Here is a 26,042-nt window from a genome sequence, read left to right on the forward strand (position 1 = left end):
GTAGATGAAAATAAAGAATCTTATATTTGGCTCACCAATTCCTAATGCAAAGCAACAGGATCAAAAAATTGGCTTATTTGCTGGGTTTGCAATATTATCATCAAATGCATTATCTTCAGTCTCTTATGCCACTGGAGAGGTATTTATAGTTTTAGCCACGGCAGGTGCTGCGGCTGTTTCACAGTACTCTATTGGAGTATCTGTGATGGTTATATTATTAATGTTACTGATGGGTTTTTCTTATGCTCAAGTCATAAAAGCTCATCCAGAGGGTGGTGGGTCTTACTCAATAGTAAAAGCACACTTTAGTGAAAAATTAGTTTTATTGACCTCAGCATCATTGATTATTGATTATATACTTACTGTAGCAGTATCAGTATCAACAGCTGCGGTAGCAATTAGCTCAGCATTCCCAGCCTTAGAAAATTATAGCACTAAGTTAGCATTATTTTTCTTGGTTTTTTTGATGATTATGAATCTAAGAGGGGTAAAGTCTACAGCTAAAATATTTGTATGGCCAACATATATGTTTATTGTCTCAATAATTGTGATGATAATAGTGGGTATATATCAATATAATCAAGGCACTTTAGAGACATTTGCTTACCAACAAGATTATCTTAATCAAATGCAAGCATCGATGGGTGTTTTAACAATAACTCTTGTTCTTCGAGCTTTTTCTTCAGGAAGTGCTGCTTTGACTGGTATAGAGTCCTATGCTAATGGAGTCGCTGCTTATAAATCTCCAGGACTATCTAAGGCTATTACTGGCCTATTATTAATGGTTTTTTTGTCTATAGTGATGTTCGCAGGAGTTACTTTTATTGCTGCAAAAACTGAGATACTTCCTAACTTCTCTGAAAGCGTATTATCTCAAGTAGCTCATCAAGTATTAGGGAATGGCTTTTTTTATTATTTTTTACAAGCATCAACATGCTTGATTTTGCTTATGGCTGCTAATACATGTTTCACAGGTTTTCCTATTCTTGCTGCAATCATGAGTAAAGATAATTATCTGCCTGAGCAGCTTCAGCGTTTAGGCGATAGATTTGCTTTTAGAAATGGTATTCTTATTTTGACAATTCTGTCAGCTATTTTAGTTATTATTTTTGATGCTAAGGTTAGTAGGCTAATACCTTTGTATGCATTTGGCGTTTTTATCGCATTCACTCTTTGTCAAGCTGGCTTGGTTAAATATTGGTATAAGAATAAACGTACTTACAAGAGCTGGGGTATTAGAGCGTTCGTTAATGCTTTTGGTTGTGTGGCAACTTTTGTTGTCTTAATCACTATTATTGAAAGTAAGTTTTTCGAAGGTGTTTGGATAGTAATAATTGCTATATTGATAATAATGTATGGCTTGTATTCAATCAAAATGCATTATATCAAAAGAGAGCATAGCTTAGCGCAGAGTGTTGATGAGGCCATAGTCAATGCTTGTATACATGAGAGCTTAAAGCCAAAGATAGTTATATTAGTATCTCGTATTCACCGGGGTACAATAGATGCGTTGACATTGGCGAGAAATATCTCTGATGATATAACACCAGTATTTGTTTCAGCAAATGAGAAGAAAATTGAAAAAATAAAAACAGAGTGGAAAAATCTTGCTTTTAAAGAAAAGCTCTTGGTTATGCGTCCAGTTTATAATTCGTTTATCACACCTGTACTGCAGATTTTACACAAGAATGATTTAAGAGACCCTGAGAAAGGATATTCTGTGGTAATAATTCCTGAGGTTGTAAATACAAAGTGGTGGCACTTTTTATTACATAACCAAAATTCGCGAATGGTTAAACTGGCTATTGCTGCAATGGATAAAAAAGATAATAAGACAGCTACTAGAGTGGTTATCTCTGTACCGTATAAGGCAGAGTAGCTGATGTTGAGATTTTTTGGAAATTTTTGGCATATATCTGATTTTTTCTGGAAAAGTAAGTACGGTAAAATAGCTCTGGCAATAATAGCTTTGCTGTTGGCTCTTGAGGGCTTGGGGGTTGCTCTAAGTGTTTACTTAAACTCGTGGAATGTTGGATTTTATAACTCAATTCAAGAATATAATAAAGCATTGCTGATACATCAATTAATCATCTTTATAGTCTTGATATCATTGATGATGTTTAACTTCTTTATATCATATTTAGTTAAGCAGTTTTTTGTTATTTTTATCCGTAAACCAATGACTGATTTTTATACTAAAAATTGGCTATACTCGCGATCGTACTATAGAAGTAAACAAGTAGATAATCCAGAAGAAAGGATTGATGAAGATGTCACAAGATTTATTACCGATTCACAATCATTATTTTTAGGAATTACGAGAAGTATTTTTAGTTTTTTCTCTTTTGCTGTAGTTTTGTGGGGGCTGTCAGGAGACTATACTTTCAATATTTTAGGTGTAAATATTACCATCTATGGCTATCTTTTTTGGGTGGCTTTTTTATTAGGTCTTTTGAATATAATCGTAGTATTTTGGGTTGGTAGACCCTTGAAAAAACTGGTGTATCAAAAGCAGAAGTTACAAGCTAACTTCAGATATCACTTATCTACCATCAGAAACAATAGGCTTTCAGTTAGAGACTATAACGCTGAAAGATATGAATATGCTCGTTCTAGAAGGAATTTCAAAGCAATTGTAACTAACTTCTATAGTTTAATGTTCCGTAATGCAAAAATAGATGTTGTAAATACGCTATTTAGTCAAGTCTATGCGATTATCGGTACAATCTTATCATTGCCTAGATATTTTGCAAAACAGATAAGTTTTGGTCAGATGATGCAGGTAAACTCAGCAGTAATGCAAGTTATATTCCCTATGGTTTATCTTACATATGTGTATGAGACATTAGCTAGTCTAAGGGCTAGTATGTCACGGCTTACTGAGTTAAAGAATGAAATTTCATCAGAAAAACTGAGTGATGATGAAACAGATTTACTAAACTGTGAAGAAAGTATTTTAGAGGTAAATAGTTTTTCGTTACAGAAATCACAAGACTCGCCATTTTTGTTAGATAATATATGTTTCAGGCTAAAGAACCATGAAAGGTTGCTTATAAGCGGACATTCTGGGATTGGAAAAAGTACTTTGTTAAGAGCGATTGCTGGGGTAGGATGTGGTAGTCATGAGGGAGATATTATCTTTGCTAGGAAGTGTCTCAAGATTTGTTTACTACCTCAGAAGCCTTACTATCCTGAAGATGACTTTAAGAGAGCTGTTTTTTATCCAATACAAACAGGTTTACCATCAGATGATAGATTTATTGAGATTCTAGAATTATTAAATGTTGGTTACCTGACCAAATATATAAATACAATAAATGATTGGCGAAATTTTCTATCGTCTGGTGAACAACAAAAGCTCAATTTCTGTAGGATTTTTGTTAAGGAGTATGATTTATTGTTACTTGATGAGGCAACTTCGAACATTGATGCGAACTCTGAAAGAAAAATATATGAAATTCTACAAGAAAAGGGCTTTGCATATATTTCAACAAGTCATAGTGAGAGAGTAAGAGAGTATCATAATAATTTTTTAGATTTTTCTAATGATTGATTAATAGATGAACAATAATACTAGCAAAATATCCTAAGGCGATAACCCAAGTCCATTTGAGGTGTCCCATGAAGGTATATTTACCTTTGGATTTACCCATCACAGCAACACCAGCTGCTGAACCTATAGCTAGTAAGCTACCACCAACTCCTGCAGTCAGAGTTATTAATAGCCACTGGGCATGCTCCATTGTTGGATTCATACTAAGTACTGCAAACATAACAGGTATGTTATCAATGATTGCTGAAAGTATACCAATGATGGTGTTGGCTTGAGTGTGAGCAGAGAATATGCTTGGAGCAATTGACTGCATGTCTGTGTAAATATATTGGGAAGCAAGGCCAAGATAACCTAAAGCGGCTAGTCCCTGTACAGAAACTAATATTCCATAGAAAAATAATAATGTATCCCATTCAGCTTCCTTGACCTTATCAAAGATGTCAAAAGCATGGGGAGGCATTTTGTGTTTCTTTGGATTCCTATTTTCATAAGCAATTTTCAATCCATAGATATAGTTATATATCATTACATACCCAAAACCTGTCATCATTCCTAGAGATGGTGGTAAGTGAAGTAAATGCTCAAATGATACAGCTGTAGCGATCGTTAAGATAAATAGTAAAATAACGGGAATGGCACCTCGCTTTAGCTCTACCTTTTCTTCTATTATCGATTGAGATTCCATTTTTGGCACAAAGAAGCTCATGATAATGGCAGGTACAAGGAAGTTTACTAATGATGGAATAAAGATTGCGAAAAACTCAGTGAATTTAACAATGCCTGTTTGCCATACCATAAGTGTTGTAATATCACCAAATGGCGAGAATGCACCTCCAGCATTTGCTGCAACAACTACATTCACACATGCCATTGTTATAAATTTTTTATTGTCTTTGCCAATAGATATCACAACAGTGCTCATTACTAGTGCTGTTGTTAGGTTATCAGCAACTGCTGATAAGAAAAAAGATATAATACCTGTAAGCCAAAATGTAGCAAGATATCCGAAACCAGCTCTTAGTAGTGTGCTTTTTAGCTTGGCAAAGACATTGCGATCCTCCATTAGGTTAATATATGCCATTGCAACTAATAAGAATAATAAGAGCTCACCATACTCGGTCATAATATGGTCAAAGTTTGAGTGAACAATATTGTTCGCTCCAAGTGACTTTCCAACTATTGCAACAAGTATCCAAATAATACCTGCCGCGAGGATTACAGGTTTGGACTTATTGAGTTTTGTGAAATCTTCTGTCATAACGAATAAGTAAGCAATTACAAAAACCACAACTGCGGCTATAGCTAGTGGCTGATCAATAGCATGAACACTCACAGCACTCAGAGACTCTGTCCCTTGAGCAAATGACAAAATAGGTAAGATACTCATAAGTATTATGAGTGAGAGTTTTTTACACATCATATCTAAACAAAAATTATTGATGGCGCTATTATAACATTGTCAGCTAGAGAGTTAAGAATAAAACATACTTTTACTTTCAGGAGCACTACTATACTAAATGAGTAACATATTTATATTATTCTGATATAATAACCCGCTACTTACAAATAAAATACAAGGGGTGTTTCTATGTGGAAATATTCTCCAATAAAAACTATTCTTATTCTTGGTCCTATGGTCTTTGCTTTTGCATTGGCTATGGATGTCTATATGCCCGTTCTACCAGATATGCGCGAAGCGCTAAATACAACTCAGCAAATGGTACAAGTTACATTGTCTTTATTTTTGGTTGTTACAGGGATTGGTCAGCTTATTTTAGGTCCTCTATCTGATCAATTCGGTAGGTTCAAAGTTATATTAACTTCTTCAATTATATTTTTAGTTGGATCAGTTTTATGTGCGATTTCTCAAGATATTGAGTTTTTGATATTTTCGAGAGTTATCCAAGCGGTAGGCTGTTGCGGTTTATCTGTATGTGCTTTTGCAATTATTAGAGATGCATTTTTTGGTAAAACAAGTTCGATGATATATAGTTTTATTAATGCGATAATTTCAGTCTCGCCAATAATTGGGCCATTAATTGGTGTACAGTTGGCGATACATTTTCCATGGTATTCAGCTTTTATATTTCTAGCAATATTAGCTTTTGTGGCATTTTTGATAATAGTATTTTTTGTTAAAGAAAGCTTGCCGATTGAGAGACGTAAAAAAATGTCATGGAGTGTATTTGCGAGGTATTTACACGTCATAAAGTCTCTGCAATTTTGGGCATACTCTTTAGCAGCGGTATCAGGAATGGTTTCATTTTTTATATTATTTTCAATGACACCATATATTATCAACTATTTAGGTTATCCAATCTCAGAGATATATATTGTATTTGGTTCAGCAGGGGTGGCATTTCTGATAGGTTCAATATTTGCTGGAGTTATAGTTAACGCACTTGGTGTCTATAACACCGCCTTTCTTGGTGTGGTGTGTGTATTTATTGCAGGTGTTTTGTCATTTAGTATATATGAAATATGGGGATTAAGTTTATGGGGCTTTTTTGCTCCGTGTTTCTTAGCGACATTTGGTTGTGCCCTTACCGCAGGTACTGGCGCTAGTGGTAGCATGGAGCCATTCTATGAAATGGCGGGTGTTGCAGCAGCATTATTTGGAACTATGGAGTTTGCTATTAGTGGAACTATAGGCAGCATAGCTATGTTATTCCCGGCAACTAGCTCTTTACCAATAGCAATTACAATGATTATTATTTCTATTATTGCGGCTTCATTGTTAATTCTAGTCAAAATCACACAGACAAAAGAATAGCTAATATTTATAAATCTTAGAAATTACTTATGCTAAAAATATTAAAAACTATATTTAGTACAGTCAAATCGATATGGAGCTCTTATTGGAGTTGGTATATGGATTCGTGGAGAAGAATTGCTCCAATAAGATACTTTGGTATTTTTCTTATGATATTGATAATAATATACGAAGTTTTCTTTAAAACATCAGCATAAATTAGCATATTAATCTTGATTTAGATTTCTTATCATTAAGGCGAACTTCATATCATCAGGTGTGACATTATCAAATCTAACTTTAGCTTGATAGCCACTACCTTTTGCCTCTTCCATAGGATTACCATCTTTGTCTAGCATATTGTCTAGTGTTATCTCACGACTACCAGATGGCAACATAAGTTCGATACTATCGCCGATTTTCATTTTGTTGCGGACATTGATATCAGCATAGCCAGTATGCTCATCGAATTTTGTTACTTCACCAACAAACTGTTGAGTAGAGCTACGTGAGTCTGAATTTTCATACTTTTGATACTCATCATGAACATGGCGACGATAGAACCCTTCGGTATAACCTCTGTGAGCTAGACCTTCAAGTTTATCCATAAGCGTCATGTCAAAAGGTTTGCCTACTAGAGTATCTTTGATTGCTTGATCGTATAGTTGAGCAGTTCTAGCAGCATAAAAGAACGATTTGGTGCGCCCCTCAATCTTGAAGCAATCAACACCCATTTTCATCATTGCTTCTACATGCTGTATAGCTCTTAGGTCTTTTGAATTCATGATGTAAGTGCCATGTTCATCTTCAAACATTGGGTTATATTGTCCTGGCTCTTTGTCATTCTCTATAAGCACTACTTTATCTGAAGGTGTACCTATACCAAGAGTTGACTTGACTTCAACAGGCTCGAAATCTCCCCACTCGTTTTGTTTTGCTTCAGCAACTTTGTAGTTATTGCGACAAGCATTGTTACATACACCCTGGTTAGGGTCTCTATGACTGTAGTATCCTGATAGTAGACATCTACCTGAGTAAGCCATACATAATGAGCCATGAACAAATGTTTCAATTTCCATATCTGGAACATGCTCTTTGATCTCGGCGATTTCTTTTAGAGATAGTTCTCTTGATAATACAACGCGTGTAATACCAAATTTTCGCCAAAATCTAACAGTTTCATAGTTCACAGCATTGGCTTGAACTGATAAATGTATCTCTTGGTCTGGGAAGTTCTCTCTAACTAGCATAATCATGCCAGGGTCTGACATAATCATTGCATCAGGTTTAAGAGCAAGTACAGGAGCTATATCTTTGATGTAAGTTTTGATTTTAGCATTATGTGGAGCTATATTATTAGCTAGCATTATCTTCTTGCCTTGCGCATGAGCTTCAGTAATTGCTGTCTCAAGAGTCTCTAATTTTGAGAACTCATTATTTCTAGCCCTTAGGCTATAGCGAGGTTGTCCAATATATACTGCATCAGCCCCATAAGCAAAAGCATAGCGCATAGCTTTTAGGGTGCCTGCTGGTGACAATAGTTCAGGTCTTTTCATGTATTTTTATCCTTTGACTTAATATTTACTAAGCTTTTTTTCTTAGAAAGCGAATGATTCAACTCTATATTTTAACTTTTTATTTTTTGTCTATAAAGATTTATTTTGATACAAAGAATTGTTGAATTAATTCTAATTTACAAAAAAATAAGATGGTAGGATTCAGTCAAAGTCTGGTATTTTGGAGATTTAGATATATCTAGATTAGTAACCTATAAATTATAATCCAAAAGGTCGGTAAGACCGCTAATATAATATAAGATATTATTAGTCCATCATAACCATACTTTGTTAAAAAAGCTCCAAGACCACTAAAAGTAAATGCTGCTAGGTTTTGCAATAATCCTAATGCTGATGCTGCTGTTCCTCGTCTATGAGGATGTAAAGATAGTGCTTCACTACTTATGTTAGGAGCTCCGACCCCAGAGCCTATTGTGAAAATGAAAAATGGTATTGCTAATAGCCACCCAGAGAGAGGTAGGTTGATTATTTTGGTAACTAAAACAATAGTCAAAGATGTTATGAATAGACAAATAGGAAGTATAATTCTATTTTCAAATTTAACTCCCTTTCTCAACATGAGTTTAGAAATTATTCCACCTAATATAAATGCAATCGATATCGGAATAAAAAATAAACTAAATTCCCCTGTCGCAAAATGAAGTTTTGTCAACAAGAAGGGAACTTGAGACAGGTATACATATACAGATATATATATCGAAGTACTAGCTAAAGTTAAGATGATAAATTTAAAATCTTTCAATAAATGTCTGTATTGATTTAGTACAGCTAAAATAATATGCTGTTGAGTAATGCTATGCTCTTTTACATCATGGATACTTTTCGGAGGGGTAGGTAGCTTTATAGTTATTAAAAGTAATACTGCAGCTATTACTATTAAAAAAATAAAAATCCCATACCATGTTGATAATGTTAAAATTATACCGCCAAATACTGGTGCTATAGCTGGCATTGAACCAATGAGGATATATCCTGTACCAATAATATGTGCGGCATGCTTTTCAAAATAACTAAATGCTAGAACTTGCCATAGACACAACGCACTTGCTGCACTTAATCCTTGAGTCAGTCGAGCTATAAGGAAGGTTGAAATATTAGGTGATAAGATGGCTATAAGATTAGCAATAATATACAAGATAAGCCCAAATGCTAGAACCTTTGATGTTTTGATGTGATCAGATAATGCACCATATATCGGAATACCAATAGCGAGACCTAGCATGTAAAAGCTAATAGTCAAACTCATACTTGCTTTTGTTGTCGAAAAAATGTGCTGTAATATTGGCATTGCTGGTAAATAAATATTAGCTGTTAAGATTGATAAAAAAGCTAATGTGTAAATAAGAGTTTTAATATTTTTGCTCATGTGAGATTCCTGAAAAGAGTTTGGATATTAGACTTAGTCACTATTAAAATTTATTGTTCACTATTTGTTTATAAGTTTTGAGGCTTTTAAGTTTTAAGCTTTGCTATTGTAGATCTGGTACAGAGTGTGAGAATCTTCAAGAACTCTATAGTTTAGTATTTTCTGATTTTTTATTTCATATATTGATACAATGTAAGTTTCAAAGATTTGGTTATTATGTGAGAATATAACCTTTAGTTTCCCATATTCGTAAACAAGATTTGTATTTTTACTAGCTATTAAATCTATAGATGTTTTATTAAACTGGCTAACATCTTTTTTGATGTTTTTGAAGTGTTCAATGATGGCTTGTTTGCCAAGGTGTGAGCCACTCCAGGCACCATTGATACTATCAGAATGCCATTCTGCATTATCATCAATTAGGTTTAGTGCGGCATCTAGGTTGCCATTTTGCTGATACTCAATAAAGCTTTGAATTATTTCAAGGTTGGTTTTAGTCATTTTAAATACCTCTAGGTTTATGTTGTGTTGAGAGTTTAAATTAGATTCTTAAACATATAAATTGAATAATTTTTAGCATTATGTTAACTTTTGGTTAACGCTGGGTTTTTAAATTACTTTGTCTATGCAGTATACGTTACATCAACTCAGAGTATTTGCAGCTGTGGTTGAAAATAAGAGTTTAAGAAAAGCAGCAGAACAGCTTTTTATCACACCACCTGCGGTGACTAAACAACTTCAAAATTTAGAAGATATCATAGATTTAGAGCTCTTTGAGAGAAAAAATAATAGTCTAAATTTGAACAATGAGGGAGAGCGTTTCTATGATTTAGTCAAGCCTATACTTGAAAAAATAGATCAAGTTAATAGATTAGAGCTACCAATTTTGAGGAATAGAAAGTCAAAGATTAGAATAGGTCTGTTACCAATATTTGAAAAAAGTATCTTTGATGCAATAAATAGATGTATAGATAAAGAAACTATATTTGAATATGATTTAAAAGTTTGTAAAAAAACTCGATTAATAGAGAAGCTTGAGAATAATAGTGTAGATGTTGTATTGGCAGTAATGAGTGATGAAGAGGTTCATGACCTTAAGAGTAAAGGTTATAATGTCAAGTTATACAATAGAATTGATTTTGAAATGTATGTTTCAAAAAAATTATTAAAGCGTTACAGTAGTTTAGAGACAGTTTTTAGAGAGTCGGTGTTAATTTTAGAAAGTAAATATCGAGATAAATTTCGTCTATCAAATGTAATAAGCTTTGATTGTTGTTTAAGTGTTTATAATGCTATTATCCAAGGAGTTGGTTATGGTTTTTTACCAACATTTCTCGTTAGATCTCAAGAGGGTAAAGATTTAGTTAATATAGATACAGGGTTATCGTTAGTCAGTCTTTATAGTTATTATGTTTATCAAACAAAAGAGTCTGCAAAGATTGATACTATTGGAAATCTCTTTCAGGTATCTTAAGAATATTAAATGGCAAAAATTAGCAAGTTCCCTTTACCGTAGTATTATGATAATATACTTTTTCTAAATAGTAGATGAAATTTACTTCTTAATAAACAGGGGTTAATGATGAATTTTGAGCTTGCTAGAGAGAATATGGTAAAGCAACAAGTCCTCACGGAAGGTCTTTCTTTAGATGGTGTTGCAGAGATTATGGCGGATATCCCTAGAGAGATTTTTCTACCCAAGGAGTATCAATCTTTAGCATACTGTGACACTAATCTTGTGATAGATGATAGAGAGCTTAGAAGCCCTATGTTTACAGCTAGGCTAATAGAAGCTTTGGCTATGAAAAAAACTGATAATGTATTAAAACTTGGTTTAGAAACTGGATATCCAGTAGCGTTGATAGCAAATCTATGCAATAGCGTTGAACTTGTTGATTATGATGAAGAAAGACTAGCTATAGCAAGGCGTAATTTAGCAAAAATAGATGTTTATAATGTCGAATTTAATAGCGCTGAGCATCTTACAAACATTATAAAGAATGCCAAGAAATATAATTGTATATATATATCAAATGTTGTAGAAGAAAATGAGGTGGATGAGTCTCTGCTAGATCTTCTTGAGGTTGGTGGTAGATTAGTTTTTGTTGTAAGAACTGATGTGTGTGACAAAGCTTACCTTATAACTAAAACAGTAAAAGAAACGCACCAAAAGAGTTTTCTTTTTAATGTTTATAATAGATAAAATATTATGAAGAAATTAACTCTATGCTTTATTGGTTTGTTTTGGATGTTTACGGCATTTGCCAACGAAGATACTCCTGTGCCAGAATATAAATATGCTGGAAGGCCTGTTGGTACAAATATAAATCAAAACCCCTATAGTGTAGAAAAGCAATATGCGAAAGCTGATGAAATCAAGGTAGATAACAAGTTTTATGATCTTAAAAAGGCTGATGAAGTCGCAATGGTTCGTAATACTGAAGATAAGTTTTATAGTTTAGTTGATATTTATAAGTTGGCTGCTGAACATAATGCAGATTACCAAGCCGCTAGATCAACTTTTGCTGCTAATGTTGAAACAGTGCCAGCTGCTTTGGGTGCATTGTTACCACAAATTGATTTTAACTATAACCTTAGACGAGATCTATATAATCAGTTTGGTGGTAGGGTTAATGATACTGCAAATAATCTTAATTTTAGTGGTTCACAGGTACTTTTTGATTGGAGTAAATGGAAGACATATACCCAAGCTACATATTTGCAAAAATCTTATGCAATGATTTACGCAAAAGCAGAGCAAACTCTTATTACAGACACGGTTACAGCATATTTTGAGCTTCTAAGAGCAGAGCAGGCGTTACAGTTCCAGTTTGCAAACGAAGCGTGGAACAAAAAGCTATATCTGACACAAAAGTATCAATATAATTCTGGTATGGTATCTTATGCGGATTTCAAGACCACAGATGCTCAGTATCGTCAAGCCGTGGCTGATAGAGTTAGTGCCCAAAGGAACTTTATCAACGCAAAAGCAGTAATGGCAAAGCTTATAGGTAAACGTATTAGTTCGATTCTGTATATTTCAAAAGATACTGAATTTGGTAACCCTGTACCAGATGATATTAACTATTGGCTGAATACTGCAGAGAAGTATAATCTTGATATTGCACAGAAGAGATTTGAATATCAAGCAGCTCAAGAGGGTGTTGGCATAGAGTGGGGTAATTTCTTTCCTAAGGTTAACCTAACAGGTGGTATGTTGATGTCAAGAAATGCTCTTTCTGGAAATCAACAACAGATAGAAAAAATTCCTACTAAATATGATGTTGCTAATATTGGTGGTGAGGCTAATTGGAACCTATTGAGAGGTGGCTCTGATTATGCGAAGCTTAAACAGGCAAGTTACAATAATCAAGCAGCTAATTACGCACTACTTCAAACACAAAGAGAAGTTTATGCAGGGACTGTTGAAGCATATCAAACAGTTGTTTTAGATGCTGTGAGAATAGATGCCTTCAGGAAATCAGTATATGCTGGTATTGCTTCTGTAAAAGCCATATTAGACGGTTTTGAGGCTGGTACACAGACTATTGTTGATTTGCTTAACCGACAGGCGATACTTGTACAGGCGCAGCTTTCATTCGCTGATGCTATATTTAATTATGTTGAGGATTATGTTAGGTTGAAACAGTTGCAAGGTGGTTTGACCTATAAGGATGTTGAATATATAAATAATATCCTTGGTAAAACAGATATAATCTCGCAGATTGCTACGGAGTAATTATTGTAATGTCTCAAATTTCAGCTTTTATTTTAGACTTTGAAAAATATAAAGCTGAGACTCTTAAAAACTATATTTCCTCTAAAAAAAATATCAACTTAGAAAAGCTAACTAATAAGCAAAAAATATTCTCACAATTTATTCGTTACTTTGTGTTCGAAAGGTTTTATGGTATTGATAATCTAGAGTTTGAATATAAACATGGTAAACCATATCTTGAGGGCAGTAAATTTTTTTTTAATATAAGTCATACTCATAACAAGGCGATAATGGTTGTTGCCTGTAATGAAATTGGAGTAGATGCTGAGATTGTATCAGCAAAGAGAAATGTTCTTTTGATAGCTGGGCGATATTTTACTCAGCAGGAGTATCAAAGTATAGAAAATAGTGAGGATGTTTATAGCGAGTTTTATAAATTATGGACTCTCAAAGAAGCACAAGTCAAAAGAAATGCTCTTGGAATTGCTAGAGGGCTTTCTGATGCGAAATTTACTAAGAGGTGTACTCAATGGATAAGTAATAACTATCCTGAGGATTTTTTTTCATTTACCTATCAAGAGTTATTAATTTCTATTTGCTCACAAAATATTGTGAATCAAAAAATAGATTTATATGAAATACAGGATTTTAATTTTATAAGTAAGAATTATTAGGGGGATAGTTATGGCGTTGCATGCTAAAAAGAGCACAAAAGATAAGTTGTATAAAGAATCATTACCAAAGTTTGAGATTCCAAAAAAATCAAATGATGCTTTTGAAGCATATCAAGAAATCAAAGATGAGTTGATGTTGGATGGTAACTCAAAGCAAAATTTGGCAACATTTTGTCAAACTCAAGTGGATGATTTTATCCACAAACTTATGGATGATTGTATTGATAAAAATATGATAGATAAGGATGAGTATCCACAAACTGCAGAGATAGAATCAAGATGTGTCAATATACTGGCAAACTTATGGAACTCTTCAGCAGAAAATGCTATCGGTTGTTCAACTACTGGCTCATCTGAAGCGGCTATGCTTGGTGGTATGGCAATGAAGTGGCGCTGGCGAGATAAGATGAAGGCGCAAGGCAAAGATTACTCAAAGCCTAACCTTGTTACAGGACCTGTGCAAGTATGTTGGCATAAGTTTGCTAGATACTGGGATATCGAGCTTAGAGAAATCCCTATGTCCAAAGCGAGTCTAATAATGACACCAGAAACGATGCTTGAGTATTGTGATGAAAATACTATAGGTGTTGTGCCTACTTTGGGGGTTACATTTACAGGTCAGTATGAGCCTGTTGAGGCTATTTGCGAAGCTCTAGATGAATTTGAGAAAGAAACTGGTATAGACATTCCAGTGCATGTGGATGCTGCTTCAGGAGGGTTTCTGGCACCATTTATAGAGCCTAAGCTTAGATGGGATTTCAGGTTACCAAGAGTCAAGTCAATTAACTCATCAGGACATAAGTTTGGACTATCTCCTCTAGGGGTAGGTTGGGTTGTTTGGGCCGATAAGAAATATTTACCTCAAGATTTGATTTTCAATGTTAATTATCTTGGTGGAGATATGCCAACATTTGCTCTAAATTTCTCTCGTCCTGGAGGACAAATAGTTGCTCAGTACTATAATTTTGTCAAACTTGGATTCGAAGGTTATAAGAATATTCATAAGCTTAGTTATGATGTCTCAAAGTATATCTCTAAAGAAATCAAAAATATGGGTATCTTTGATATTATTCATGCTGGTAAAGGTGGTATACCAGCCGTGAGTTGGTCACTTAAAGCTAGCAAAAGTTATGATTTGTTTGATATCTCTGAAAAAATACGTGCTAAAGGTTGGCAAATAGCCGCATATTCGATGCCAAAGCATAGAGAGGATTTGGTTGTTATGAGAGTGCTAGTTAGAAGAGGTTTTAGCTTTGATTTGGCAGAGTTAATGATTCGCGACTTAAAAGATGTCGTTGATTCTTTAGAGAATAAATCTAAAGATATCGAAAGAGGTGGTTTTTCGCATTAGTAGTATTAGAAGATTTTGATTAATTTATCATGATAAATATTGCTATAATATGTTTGTTAATGAAAGTAAATTGTATTAAGAGTAGTTGGTAGTTTTATGTGTGGAGTTATAGGAGTCGCTGGACCAAATCAGGTTAGCTATGCATTATTTTATGGTTTAAGTCTTTTGCAGCATAGAGGGCAAGATGCTGCCGGTATCGCAACAATGGATGATGGTCATTTTTTCATGCGCAAAAATACAGGACTTGTAAGTGATGTATTTACAGATGAGAAGTTAGAAAAATCAAAAGGTAAAATGGGTATAGGACATGTGAGATATCCTACAGCTGGTAGCTTAGGAGCTGCAGATAGTCAGCCTTTTTATGTTAATAATCCTCATGGTATAGTTTTTGCACATAACGGAAATCTTACGAATGTTGATGAGCTTGCGCAGATGTTACATGATATCGAAAGACGCCATCTAAACACAACTTCCGATTCGGAATTGCTTCTGAATTTTTTTGCATGTGGTATGAATAAGTCCAAAGGTTGTCCAACGACAGAAGCTGTATATAAAGCATGTGAGTTTGTTTTTGAGCATGCTAAGGGTGGTTATGCTTGTACTGCGATGATAGCGAATTTTGGCTTAGTCGCTTTTAGGGATCCGTATGGGATACGTCCTTTGATACTTGGTGTCAAGGAGTATGATAATGGTGAAAAAGCTTATATGGTCGCTAGTGAAAGCGTTTCTTTGGATATATCAGGGTTTAAGATACTAAGAGATGTTGAGCCAGGAGAGGTTATAATTATCACAGAAGATAGGCAGGTCCATTCTAAAATATGTGCAAAAAATCCAGTTTTAGCACCTTGTTTATTTGAGTATGTATACTTTGCACGTCCTGATAGTGTTATGAATGGCGTAAGCGTATATCAAGCTAGAGTTGATGCTGGTAAAGTTTTAAGCCAAAGAATCAAAGAAACTTGGAAAGATAAAGAGATTGATATTGTAATACCGGTACCGGAGACAGGTAGAGCATCTGCTCAGGAGATTGCAACTGCATTAGGTGTTGAGTACCGTGAGGGGTTTGTCAAAAACCGTTATGTTGGTAGAACTTTTATCATGCCTGAGAATGTTGATAGAAAGAACTTCGTTAGAAGAAAGTTAAATCCAATACCAGCAGAATTTAAGGATAAGAATGTTTTGCTGGTTGATGACTCAATAGTTAGAGGTACAACATCTAAGCGAATTATTGAAATGGTTAGAGATTTAGGCGCAAAATCTGTATATCTTGCTTCTGTATCACCTGCTGTTTGTTATCCAAATGTCTATGGTATTGATATGCCTGTTAAGTCAGATTTAGTTGCTCATGGTAAGTCATTAGAGGAAATTCGCCAGTGGATTGGTGTTGATGGCCTTATATACTTGCCATTGCCTGATCTTAAAGAGATTGTTCAAAAGCAAAATCCTGATATTACAGAGTTTGAAGATAGTGTTTTCTCTGGTAACTATATTACAGGTGATGTCGATGAAGCATATTTGGATGAGCTAGAAAGACATAGAAAAGAGTTAAAAGAATTGGAAAAGAAATACAAAGGGTTTGATAGCTAATGATTAGGTTTTTTGAAGGGTTGAGTGCATTATCTCCATTTAGAAGAGAGAAAGTATTAGCGGATGCTAAAAAGATATCAAACAAAGTTGAGTCGATATCAGCCGAGTATATCCATGTAGTAGAACTTGAGTCAGAGTTAAGTAGTGAGCAAGAAAAAATAATTAAATCTTTACTTAACTACAACATAGAGTATGGTTCGACAGAGCCTAAGGGTCATACTTTTATTACGGCTCCAAGAGCAGGCACGATCTCTCCTTGGTCATCAAAGGCGACAGATATTATCCGTAATACGGGTATCAGTACCGTCAAGAGAGTAGAAAGAGCAGTTTTATTCGGTGTTGAGGGACAGGTTTCTGATAGTGAGCTAAGAGCTATAGAAAATTTAGTACATGATCGTATGGTTGAGGAAGTCTTTAGCTGTAGAGATGACTTACATAGATTATTTGGTGTTACAGCTCCAAAAGAACTTGAGTATGTCAATGTCTTAGAGAATGGTATTCAAGCTATCAAAGATGCCGATAAGAAACTTGGTTTAGCTCTAAGTGAGCAAGAGATTGACTATTTAGCAGATGAATATACAAAGCTTAATAGAAATCCTACAGATACTGAGCTATATATGTTTGCTCAAGCGAACTCGGAGCATTGTAGACATAAGATTTTTAATGCTAAGTGGACTATTGATAATCAAGAGCAAGACAAATCATTGTTTAAGATGATTCGTAACACTACTGAAAAATCTCCTAAAGGTGTGCTTTCAGCATATAAAGATAATGCTGCTGTGATAGAGGGTACAACGGCTCAGAGATTTTACTCAAATACTCAAACAGGTGTTTATAACTTCAATCAAGAAGAAGTTGATATCTTGATGAAGGTTGAGACTCATAACCACCCTACAGCAATTGCACCATTTAGTGGTTCAGCGACTGGTATTGGTGGTGAGATTCGTGATGAGGGAGCGACTGGTTTAGGAGCTAAACCTAAAGCTGGTTTGACTGGTTTTACAGTTTCAAATCTTAATATCCCAGGTTTTGAACAAGCTTGGGAGTCTACTAAGTACGGTAAACCTTACCATATTGTAACACCTTTACAAATCATGCTAGAGGCACCTATTGGTGGTGCACATTACTCAAATGAGTTTGGCCGACCTAATATAAACGGTTATTTCCGTACTTTTGAGCAAGAGGTAAATACTTCGGCTGGTAAAGAGATGTTTGGTTACCATAAGCCAATTATGATTGCCGGCGGTATGGGTAATATCAAGAGAATGCATGTTGAGAAAGGCGATATTAATGTCGGCGCTAAGCTAATCTGTCTTGGTGGTCCTGCGATGCGTATTGGTCTTGGTGGTGGTGCTGCATCTTCTGTTGTGTCTTCTGATACTAACTCAGAGCTAGATTTTGCTTCTGTTCAACGAGACAATGCTGAGATGGAGCGTCGTTGCCAAGAAGTAATAGATAGATGTTGGCAAATGGGTGAGCATAATCCAATTACATTTATCCATGATGTTGGTGCTGGTGGTATTTCTAATGCGTTTCCTGAGCTTGTTAAAGATGGTAATGTCGGTGGTCATTTTGAGCTTAGAAAAGTAAATGTCGGCGAAGAAGGACTTTCTCCATTAGAAATATGGTCAAATGAGTCACAAGAGAGATATGTATTATCTGTAGATCCTGAGTCATTAGGGCTTTTTGAACAACTTTGTAATAGAGAAAGATGTCCATTTGCAGTTGTTGGTGAGGCAATCTCTGAGAAGCACATCACGCTAAATGATGAGTATTTTGATAATAAGCCGGTTGATCTACCAATGGGATTATTATTCGGTAATACTCCGCAAATGCATATTGATGTTAAAACTGTCAAAGTAGAACAAGATGCTTTTGATACAAGTTCTATCAAGCTTGATGATGCGATTGAAAGAGTGCTAAAAGTACCGGCTGTAGCTTCTAAATCTTTCTTAATCACAATTGGCGATAGAAGTATTACAGGTATGGTTGCTCGTGATCAGATGGTTGGTCCATGGCAAGTACCTGTGGCTGACTGTGCTGTGACAACTGCTACTGTAGATAGTCAAGCAGGTGAAGCTATGGCAATGGGTGAAAGAACTCCTGTTGCTAGTATCAATGCGGCTGCTTCTGGTAGGCTAGCAATTGCTGAGGCTGTAACAAACTTATTAGCTGCAGATATTGAAAAATTAAGTGATATTCGCTTATCTGCAAATTGGATGGTTGCTGCAAATCAGGGTGACGAAAACCAAAAACTATATGAAACTGTAAAAGCAGTCGGTATGGAATTTGCACCAGCGTTAGGTATTGCAATACCAGTTGGTAAAGACTCAATGTCAATGAAGACTAAGTGGTCAGATAATGGTCAAGCTAAATCTGTAACATCGCCATTGTCTTTAGTGATTTCAGGTTTCTCACCTGTAACAAATGCACGTAAGACTCTTACACCAGTTTTAGTTGACGATAATGATACGACTCTTTTACATATTGATCTATCAAGTGGTGCTGGTAGACTTGGAGCTTCATGTTTAGCCCAAGCTTATAACCAAGTTGGTAATGTCGCTCCAGATGTTGAAGCAAGTAAGTTGAAAGTGCTATTTGAAAATATCACTAAACTAAAAGCTGAAAATAGAATCTTAGCATATCATGATGTATCTGATGGCGGTGTATTTGTAACTTTGACTGAGATGTCATTTGCTGGGCGTAAAGGTTTAGATATCAATCTGCAAACTCAAGATATATTAGCAAAACTCTTTGCTGAAGAAGTCGGGGTTGTTATCCAAGTTAAAAATAGTGATGTAGCACTAATTGAAGAGATGTTCAAAGATACTCAAATTCACCTGTGTGCAATAGCTAAACTAAACTCTAGCGATGAGTTAAACATATTCACAAACGGTGAGAAAGTATACTCAAATACCCGTGTAAACCTACAAAGATGGTGGGCGGAGACTTCTTATCAAATCCAATCAATCCGTGATAATAGCGAGTGTGCTAAACAAGAGTTTGATAGTATTTTAAATACTGATGATAAAGGTATCCATGTTGAGGCGACATTTGATCTTGAAGAGGATGTTACAGCTAGGTTTGTCAATGTTGAGAAGCCAAAAGTTGCAATTCTAAGAGAGCAAGGTGTCAACGGTCAAGTTGAGATGGCAGCAGCGTTTACAACAGCTGGTTTTGAGGCTTATGATGTCCACATGTCAGATTTACATGCTGGGCGTGTGACTTTGGCAGACTTTAAAGTATTGGTGGCTTGTGGTGGCTTCTCATATGGTGATGTTTTAGGTGCTGGCGGTGGCTGGGCAAAGAATATCCTATTTACCGAGAAGCTAAGAGATGAGTTTAGCAAATTCTTTGGTCGTGATGATACTCTAGCATTAGGTGTGTGTAATGGTTGTCAAATGCTTGCACAGCTTAAATCACTAATCAAAGGTGCTGAAAACTGGCCGATCTTTATCAAGAATAAATCTGAGCAGTTTGAGGCTAGAGTGTCTATGGTTGAGATTCAAGAGTCTGACTCTATTTGGTTTGCTGATATGGCAGGTACAAAAGCACCAATTGCGGTAGCTCATGGTGAAGGCCGTCCATTATTTGAAAATGATAGTCAACAGCAAGCTATGCTATCAAGCTCACAAGTAGCTCTTAAATATATTGATGGGCAAGGTCAAGCAACGGAAATGTATCCATATAATCCAAATGGTGCAGTAAATGGTCTAACAGCTGTGACAGCTCTAGATGGTCGTATCCTTGCGATGATGCCACATCCAGAGCGTGTCTATAGAGCTATTACAAACTCGTATATCCCAGCAGAGTATGATGAGTATTCTGTATGGATGAGAATTTTTAGAAATGCGAGAAAGTGGGTTGGGTAGATTACCCCGTCAGTCTGCAACTGCCACCCCTTCATAAATGAAGGGGAATTTAATTTTAAAACTATTGAGAGAGTTGTGTGGAAATTAAAGATATAAAAAAAAGTTATTGGAAATGGACAATTTTATCATGGGTATGTGAGATTCCTGTGTTATACATTGTCACAAACTATTTTTTATCTCCTTGCTCACAGGGGAGAGATTTAGTTACGCCGATATGCAGAAATATATATCCATATGTTGGTTTTATAGCTATTCCATTTTTTGCAGATAATTTTATTCCTATGCTAATAGTTACGATCTTATTAACCATGATCCCCGCAGTATTTTGTGTTATTAAAGCATCAAGATATAAATCAAAGCTAAAAGGTTAATTCCCCTTCACAAGTGAAGGGGTGGGTTGCGAAAGCAACTCGGGGTAGTTAAAAATGACAAAGTTACCATACAATCCAAAGTTAAAGCGACGAGCAAGAGAGCTTAGAAAAGCTGGAGGTTTATCAGAAGTTTTATTTTGGAATATTGTGAAATCAAAAAAGTTCTTAGGTCTGAATTTTCATAGGCAAAAAATTATAGGTAATTATATTGTTGATTTCTATTGTCCAGCTTATCGCTTAGTTATAGAAATTGATGGTTCTAGTCATAATGATAAAGAAGAGTACGATAGTATTAGAGATGAATACTTAAATAGCTTGGATTTAAAGGTAATTCATATATTAGATAAAGATATTAAAACTAATCTTGAAGGTGTGATGTTGTGGTTGGAAGAGCTTGTATCAAAACTACCCCGTCAGTCTGCGACTGCCACCCCTTCATAAATGAAGGGGAATCTTTTAACCTTAGTTTACTATTCAACAATATGCTAAAATATTAATAGAGTATTTTAAATTGCTCGTTTTTTACTGAAGATATTGAAGTTAACCCTGAAGAGGGTATAGTTTGGTAAGTGGTAATTGCATAAATAGGTTTTTAAAATCTATTTCTTAGATTCCGGGTCAAGCCACCACACCCTGCCAATAAATTGGCATCCCTTTCGAGAGGGGAATGGAATGACATACCATTTTAATATAGTTATACCTCTTCACTAATAACGATGGGGTGTTGTTATGATCACAATCAAAAATGATAATTTATTAGTAGAGATTAGTGAGCTAGGTGCTGAAATTCGCGCTGTTATCAATACAGCAGCAGAGCATGAGTATATGTGGTCAGGTGATGGTCGCGTATGGGCTGGAGTATCTCCGGTACTATTTCCAGTAGTTGGGAAATCTCATGGTAATAAGATCAAATACCAAGGTAGAGAATATCCTATGGGAAATCATGGTCTTGCTCGTCATACTGTATTTGATATTGTTTTACATAGTGAAAACAGTGTTGTCTTAGCTATGGAGACTACCAAAGAGGACTATCCTTTTAGACTAAGATTTGAAGTCACATACACTCTTGAAGCTAATAAACTTCTCACAGAGTATAATATTATAAACCTAGAGGATAGTGTTGCATCATGTGGCTTTGGAGCTCATCCAGCATTTGCTTGTCCTTTTGATAACAAGCATAAATTTAGTGATTATGAGATTACATTCTCTGAGCAAAAATTAGATTTTCATCCTATTACACCAGAGGCATTTTATACTAGTGAAACCAAACATTTCAAACTATCTAAAATTGAACTAGATAATCATACTTTTGATAATGATGCTCTTGTGTATAGTGGTTTCACAGATAAAAGAGTCAGATTAGCTGAGAAAGGCTCAGAGCGTTATATTGAAGTTACTTTTGATGGCTTTGAATATCTTGGTTTATGGTCAAAACCTAAGGCTAATGCACCCTACGTATGCATTGAACCATGGTGTGGCAGAAGTGATACATTGGGTATGGATGTTGATATCGAGTATCGTATAGGTAATGTTGAGATAGAGCCTAAACAGGCTTTTTCTCGCTCATATACTATAGAGTTTGGTTACTAATTATATTTATTTACGATAATGTTGTAATGTTGAGGCTATTCTAGTATCTTTTTTTAAAATATCTAAGCGTTAGTTGGTAATTTGTTTGGATATTCATTTGAATTATTAACTTTTAAGCTAAAAAATAAGGAGATAGTGTGTTAGCGAACACTCTAGGAGTTGGTGGAGATATCCTCGTGATAATCGCCTTCTTCCTATTACAAACAAATCGTGTCAAATCTAGTGATTTAAGTTACTTACTTTTAAATATAATAGGCTCTCTAGGAGTGCTATTCTCACTGATGTATTACTGGAACCTACCGTCATTTATTATTGAGACTTCATGGGTTGCTATTAGTTGTTGGAGTTTATACAACTATCTGAAAAAGAGAGCTGTTAGTAGCTAGCTTATATAGTCGGTATATAGATAAGCTAATTGTGAGTGACAGATTCTAATATATCTAAATATGTATCTATAAGAATAAACCCTTCACTATCAGTTTTTACATTTTTTTGTCCAAAAGGTCTAAGAAAACCTACAGGTGCCATATCTTTACCGATGCTTTTGGTAGCCGCGAACTTCATCACGCTATCACTTATCTCTTCTGCACTAGTATCAGGATGTTTAGGTCTATATGACATTTGCATTTCTTTTTGGACTGAGCCAATGCCTTTGCAAGTGATCTCATCAGTTATTAGTTTTAGGTCAACAGATTCTGCTGGAGTTGTCGATACAAACAGAATATTTACACAATTTTCATATTTATGATTATTCACCTGTATTTCAGGAATAAGCTTATGAGCAAGTATTTTTTCTTGAACAGCACCATATCTATCATCATTATTCAAAAGCATTTCTTGGTTTAGAGTAATTCTAGCTGGTAAAAGTAGAGTGCTGTTGGGATATACTTTGTCGGTTAGATATACATCACCAAAGAAATTTACATAATATGTTTCGTAATATTGCTCTAATATTTTGTTTTTATTATTTTTTACTGTTACAAAGTATTTACATTTTGAATTACCACTATTGCAAGACTCTATATCGATATCAATAAAAATAGACTTATTTGCTTTTAGTGCAGTTCTTTTGTAGTGATACTTAGTATCTGGTTGCATAGATATGTAATCACTACCGTTAATTATAGTTGTAGAACATCCGGATAATAATATTATTGAAATTAAAGCAAAGATTATCTTTTTCATAAGTTTTATTTTGTGATAGACATAAGAACATTCTTATAGATTATAGGAGACTCTGAGTTAAGAGTTTCTTTCAAGTTTTCTTTGACAAGCCCAACTCCTTTACAATAGGTTTCTAAGCTTTGAGTTTTTTCGACTTGTTTTTTGTATGTGACAACTGAGTTAGCTTCTAATTCTATACAGTTCTCATAGTCTTTACCATTAACAGTCAGTTTAGGAATTTCTTTTTTAAATTCATAAGTATTTGAGAACTGGCTATTGCCTATAGTTATATTTTCTTTTCTAAGCTTGTTGAACTTTATATTAGCTGGTAAAAGCAGAGTTTCTTTATTAGTATTAGGATGCTGAATATAGACATCACCATTGTTTTTTACGGTATAACTATACTCATATTTCGATTGAGTTATTTCTTTTCCAGAAGGATCTTTAATTTCGCTAACATATTTGCATGATGTTTTATCATTGTTACAGCTTTCTATTTTTGTTTGAACTAGAAAATTATCTTCATCATTGGCTTCAATACGTTGGAAGTTATATGTTGTACCAACATCTGTCGAAATATAGTCACTACCTTTTAGCTCTGAGCTATAGCCTGTAGATGCTAGAGTCATAAATGCGACTGATGATAATATAAGCTTTTTCATGCTATCTCCTTTTGCTAGGCAATCCATTTTGATTTGTATATTGAATACAATAGGTATTTTTAATCATAATCTTTAAGATAATATTATAGCAAATGAGTTGAAAAAAATTAGTAAAATCGTCGAAGAGTAATATTTATAAAAATGTTGACAATATAGTTCTATTTGAGAAAATTAAGATATATTTATGTTCAATCAAGTAAATCATTGTATACAGTGTCTTCTGAGTTTTAGTATTTAGTTTTGAGTCCGAGCTGATCAGAGTGCTTATACATGTTTGTCAAATAGGGTAGTAAAATGATAAAAAGGTATGATGTAGCAGAAATCTCAAAGATTTGGGCAGATGAAAATAAGTATGCAAAAATGCTTGAGGTTGAGTTAGCAATTCTTGAAGCTTTGGAAGACAAAATGGTGCCTAAAGGCACTGCAGCAGAGATTCGTGCTAAAGCAGAAATTAGACCTGACAGGGTTGATGAGATCGAGAAAGTTACTAAGCATGATATTATAGCTTTTTGTACTTCTATTGCTGAGCAGTTCACTGCTGAGACTGGTAAATTTTTTCATTTTGGTGTTACATCTTCAGATATTATTGACTCAGCACTTAGCTTGCAGGTTCGTGAGTCTATGGACTACGTTGTTAGAGATCTAGAAGCATTGTGTGATTCGCTACTAGCAAAGGCTCAAGAAACAAAAGAAATCATTACTATGGGCAGAAGCCATGGTATGTTTGCAGAGCCTATGAGCTTCGGTCAGAAGTTTTTAGGTGCTTATGTTGAGTTTAAACGTAGACTAAAAGACCTTAAAGACTTCCAAAAAGATGGTTTGACAGTACAGTTCTCAGGTGCGGTAGGTAACTACTGTATTTTAACTACAGAAGATGAGAAAAAAGCTGCAGATATCTTAGGTCTACCAGTTGAAGAAGTTTCTACTCAAGTTATCCCAAGAGATAGAATCGCTAAATTAATTTCTATTCATGGGCTTATTGCTTCTGCTATTGAGAGATTGGCGGTTGAGATTAGACATTTACATAGAAGTGATGTTTTTGAAGTGTATGAAGGTTTCTCTAAAGGTCAAAAAGGCTCTTCAACTATGCCACATAAGAAGAACCCTATCTCTACAGAAAATCTAACTGGTATGGCAAGAATGTTAAGATCGCACGTATCTGTTGCATTAGAGAACTGTGTATTATGGCATGAAAGAGATATTTCTCACTCTTCAGCTGAGCGTTTTTATCTACCAGATAACTTTGGTATTATGGTTTATGCTTTGCGTAGAATGAAAAACACTATTGATAACCTTGTGGTTCAAAAAGATATCATCGAGGATAGAGTTAGAAGCACAAGCGCATACTTGTCTAGTTTCTATCTACACTTCCTAGTAGCAAACACACCGTTTATGCGTGAAGATTGCTACAAGATTGTTCAACAGGTTGCTTTTGATCTTAAACAAGGAGAATCATTCTCTAAAAACTTGCAGAAAGTAATGCAAGATGAACACAACATTATCCTAAATGTTCCAGAAATGGACTTCGAGGGTATCAAAAAGACTTATCTAAAAGAAATTGATAATGTATTTGAAAGATCAATCAAAAGTTAAGGATAATCTATAGCACTTTTCTAATCGTCTCTTAACTATAAATATATCTTTGTTAGATACAAGTAGTATCATTACATAAAATTAATCTCTGTACACGATAATTTTTTCATATTTTAAGTTCCTTAGTAGTTTTATTGAATATTTTGAGACACAAGGAGAAATCATTGCTATAAAATCCAATTTTTTGAATAGCATTTACAATCATGTCTAGT

21 protein-coding genes are annotated in these 26,042 nt (G+C 34.8%); 15 read left to right on the forward strand and 6 right to left on the reverse strand.

Going from position 1 to position 26,042, the window contains the following annotated elements; translation table 11 throughout:
• Positions 1 to 4 precede the first annotated feature (4 nt).
• Positions 5 to 1,879 carry an APC family permease gene (locus tag F3D57_RS07195; protein WP_150465735.1) on the forward strand — a complete coding sequence of 625 codons (1,875 nt, stop codon included), beginning with the start codon at positions 5 to 7 and terminating at the stop codon, positions 1,877 to 1,879.
• Positions 1,880 to 1,882: 3 nt separating this feature from the next.
• Positions 1,883 to 3,553 (forward strand): ABC transporter ATP-binding protein/permease, encoded by a 1,671-nt coding sequence (locus F3D57_RS07200; RefSeq protein WP_150465736.1) that lies wholly within the window; start codon positions 1,883 to 1,885, stop codon positions 3,551 to 3,553.
• On the opposite strand, the gene nhaD is transcribed toward F3D57_RS07200, so the two are convergent.
• A complete protein-coding gene (gene nhaD, locus F3D57_RS07205) occupies positions 3,543 to 4,970 on the reverse strand; it encodes a sodium:proton antiporter NhaD (RefSeq protein WP_150465752.1) in 1,428 nt (475 codons plus the stop codon). The genes F3D57_RS07200 and nhaD overlap by 11 nt on opposite strands.
• Before the next feature lie 171 nt (positions 4,971 to 5,141).
• On the opposite strand from nhaD, the gene F3D57_RS07210 reads away from it, so the two are divergent.
• A complete protein-coding gene (locus F3D57_RS07210) occupies positions 5,142 to 6,326 on the forward strand; it encodes a multidrug effflux MFS transporter (protein WP_150465737.1) in 1,185 nt (394 codons plus the stop codon).
• Between the two features lie 206 nt (positions 6,327 to 6,532).
• On the opposite strand, the gene yegQ is transcribed toward F3D57_RS07210, so the two are convergent.
• The 3 genes from yegQ to F3D57_RS07225 all read right to left on the reverse strand — a co-directional run bounded on the left by yegQ (position 6,533) and on the right by F3D57_RS07225 (position 9,749).
• The gene (yegQ, locus tag F3D57_RS07215; RefSeq protein ID WP_150465738.1) at positions 6,533 to 7,861 is read right to left on the reverse strand and encodes a tRNA 5-hydroxyuridine modification protein YegQ; all 1,329 of its coding nucleotides are present in this window, start codon (positions 7,859 to 7,861) and stop codon (positions 6,533 to 6,535) included.
• Positions 7,862 to 8,060: 199 nt separating this feature from the next.
• Positions 8,061 to 9,248, reverse strand: coding sequence for an MFS transporter (locus F3D57_RS07220; protein WP_150465739.1), 1,188 nt, complete (start codon positions 9,246 to 9,248; stop codon positions 8,061 to 8,063).
• 93 nt (positions 9,249 to 9,341) lie between these two features.
• Positions 9,342 to 9,749, reverse strand: coding sequence for a nuclear transport factor 2 family protein (locus F3D57_RS07225; RefSeq protein ID WP_150465740.1), 408 nt, complete (start codon positions 9,747 to 9,749; stop codon positions 9,342 to 9,344).
• Positions 9,750 to 9,873: 124 nt separating this feature from the next.
• Here F3D57_RS07225 and F3D57_RS07230 point away from each other — a divergent pair, with 124 nt between their 5' ends.
• The 11 genes from F3D57_RS07230 (at position 9,874) to F3D57_RS07280 (ending at position 22,797) form a co-directional block, all read left to right on the forward strand.
• Positions 9,874 to 10,722, forward strand: coding sequence for a LysR family transcriptional regulator (locus F3D57_RS07230; protein WP_150465741.1), 849 nt, complete (start codon positions 9,874 to 9,876; stop codon positions 10,720 to 10,722).
• A gap of 108 nt (positions 10,723 to 10,830) precedes the next feature.
• The gene (locus tag F3D57_RS07235) at positions 10,831 to 11,451 is read left to right on the forward strand and encodes a protein-L-isoaspartate O-methyltransferase family protein (protein ID WP_146420947.1); all 621 of its coding nucleotides are present in this window, start codon (positions 10,831 to 10,833) and stop codon (positions 11,449 to 11,451) included.
• Positions 11,452 to 11,457: 6 nt separating this feature from the next.
• Positions 11,458 to 12,987: a TolC family protein gene (locus F3D57_RS07240; protein ID WP_146420946.1), complete on the forward strand. Its 1,530-nt coding sequence runs from the start codon at positions 11,458 to 11,460 to the stop codon at positions 12,985 to 12,987.
• Between the two features lie 8 nt (positions 12,988 to 12,995).
• Positions 12,996 to 13,640, forward strand: coding sequence for a 4'-phosphopantetheinyl transferase family protein (locus F3D57_RS07245; protein WP_150465742.1), 645 nt, complete (start codon positions 12,996 to 12,998; stop codon positions 13,638 to 13,640).
• A 10-nt stretch (positions 13,641 to 13,650) separates the two neighbouring features.
• A complete protein-coding gene (locus tag F3D57_RS07250; protein ID WP_150465743.1) occupies positions 13,651 to 14,991 on the forward strand; it encodes a glutamate decarboxylase in 1,341 nt (446 codons plus the stop codon).
• Between the two features lie 96 nt (positions 14,992 to 15,087).
• Positions 15,088 to 16,578: an amidophosphoribosyltransferase gene (purF, locus tag F3D57_RS07255; RefSeq protein ID WP_150465744.1), complete on the forward strand. Its 1,491-nt coding sequence runs from the start codon at positions 15,088 to 15,090 to the stop codon at positions 16,576 to 16,578.
• Positions 16,578 to 20,450: a phosphoribosylformylglycinamidine synthase gene (gene purL / locus F3D57_RS07260; RefSeq protein WP_150465745.1), complete on the forward strand. Its 3,873-nt coding sequence runs from the start codon at positions 16,578 to 16,580 to the stop codon at positions 20,448 to 20,450. The genes purF and purL overlap by 1 nt, the downstream gene beginning before the upstream one ends.
• Before the next feature lie 77 nt (positions 20,451 to 20,527).
• The gene (locus F3D57_RS07265) at positions 20,528 to 20,821 is read left to right on the forward strand and encodes a hypothetical protein (protein WP_150465746.1); all 294 of its coding nucleotides are present in this window, start codon (positions 20,528 to 20,530) and stop codon (positions 20,819 to 20,821) included.
• Between the two features lie 54 nt (positions 20,822 to 20,875).
• Positions 20,876 to 21,262 (forward strand): endonuclease domain-containing protein, encoded by a 387-nt coding sequence (locus F3D57_RS07270; RefSeq protein ID WP_150465747.1) that lies wholly within the window; start codon positions 20,876 to 20,878, stop codon positions 21,260 to 21,262.
• 288 nt (positions 21,263 to 21,550) lie between these two features.
• Positions 21,551 to 22,411, forward strand: coding sequence for an aldose 1-epimerase family protein (locus F3D57_RS07275; RefSeq protein WP_150465748.1), 861 nt, complete (start codon positions 21,551 to 21,553; stop codon positions 22,409 to 22,411).
• A gap of 137 nt (positions 22,412 to 22,548) precedes the next feature.
• Positions 22,549 to 22,797, forward strand: a complete 249-nt coding sequence (locus tag F3D57_RS07280) for a CBU_0592 family membrane protein (protein WP_013922284.1) — start codon at positions 22,549 to 22,551, stop codon at positions 22,795 to 22,797.
• 25 nt (positions 22,798 to 22,822) lie between these two features.
• On the opposite strand, the gene F3D57_RS07285 is transcribed toward F3D57_RS07280, so the two are convergent.
• Together F3D57_RS07285 and F3D57_RS07290 are read right to left on the reverse strand one after the other, a co-directional pair.
• Positions 22,823 to 23,596, reverse strand: a complete 774-nt coding sequence (locus F3D57_RS07285; RefSeq protein ID WP_150465749.1) for a lipoprotein — start codon at positions 23,594 to 23,596, stop codon at positions 22,823 to 22,825.
• A 5-nt stretch (positions 23,597 to 23,601) separates the two neighbouring features.
• Positions 23,602 to 24,237 carry a hypothetical protein gene (locus F3D57_RS07290; RefSeq protein WP_150465750.1) on the reverse strand — a complete coding sequence of 212 codons (636 nt, stop codon included), beginning with the start codon at positions 24,235 to 24,237 and terminating at the stop codon, positions 23,602 to 23,604.
• A gap of 294 nt (positions 24,238 to 24,531) precedes the next feature.
• Between F3D57_RS07290 and purB the strand changes: the two genes are divergently transcribed.
• Positions 24,532 to 25,830 (forward strand): adenylosuccinate lyase, encoded by a 1,299-nt coding sequence (purB, locus tag F3D57_RS07295; protein ID WP_150465751.1) that lies wholly within the window; start codon positions 24,532 to 24,534, stop codon positions 25,828 to 25,830.
• The last annotated feature ends 212 nt before the right edge of the window (positions 25,831 to 26,042 follow it).

The organism is Francisella sp. SYW-2, assembly GCF_008711475.1.
GTDB lineage: Bacteria > Pseudomonadota > Gammaproteobacteria > Francisellales > Francisellaceae > Francisella > Francisella salimarina.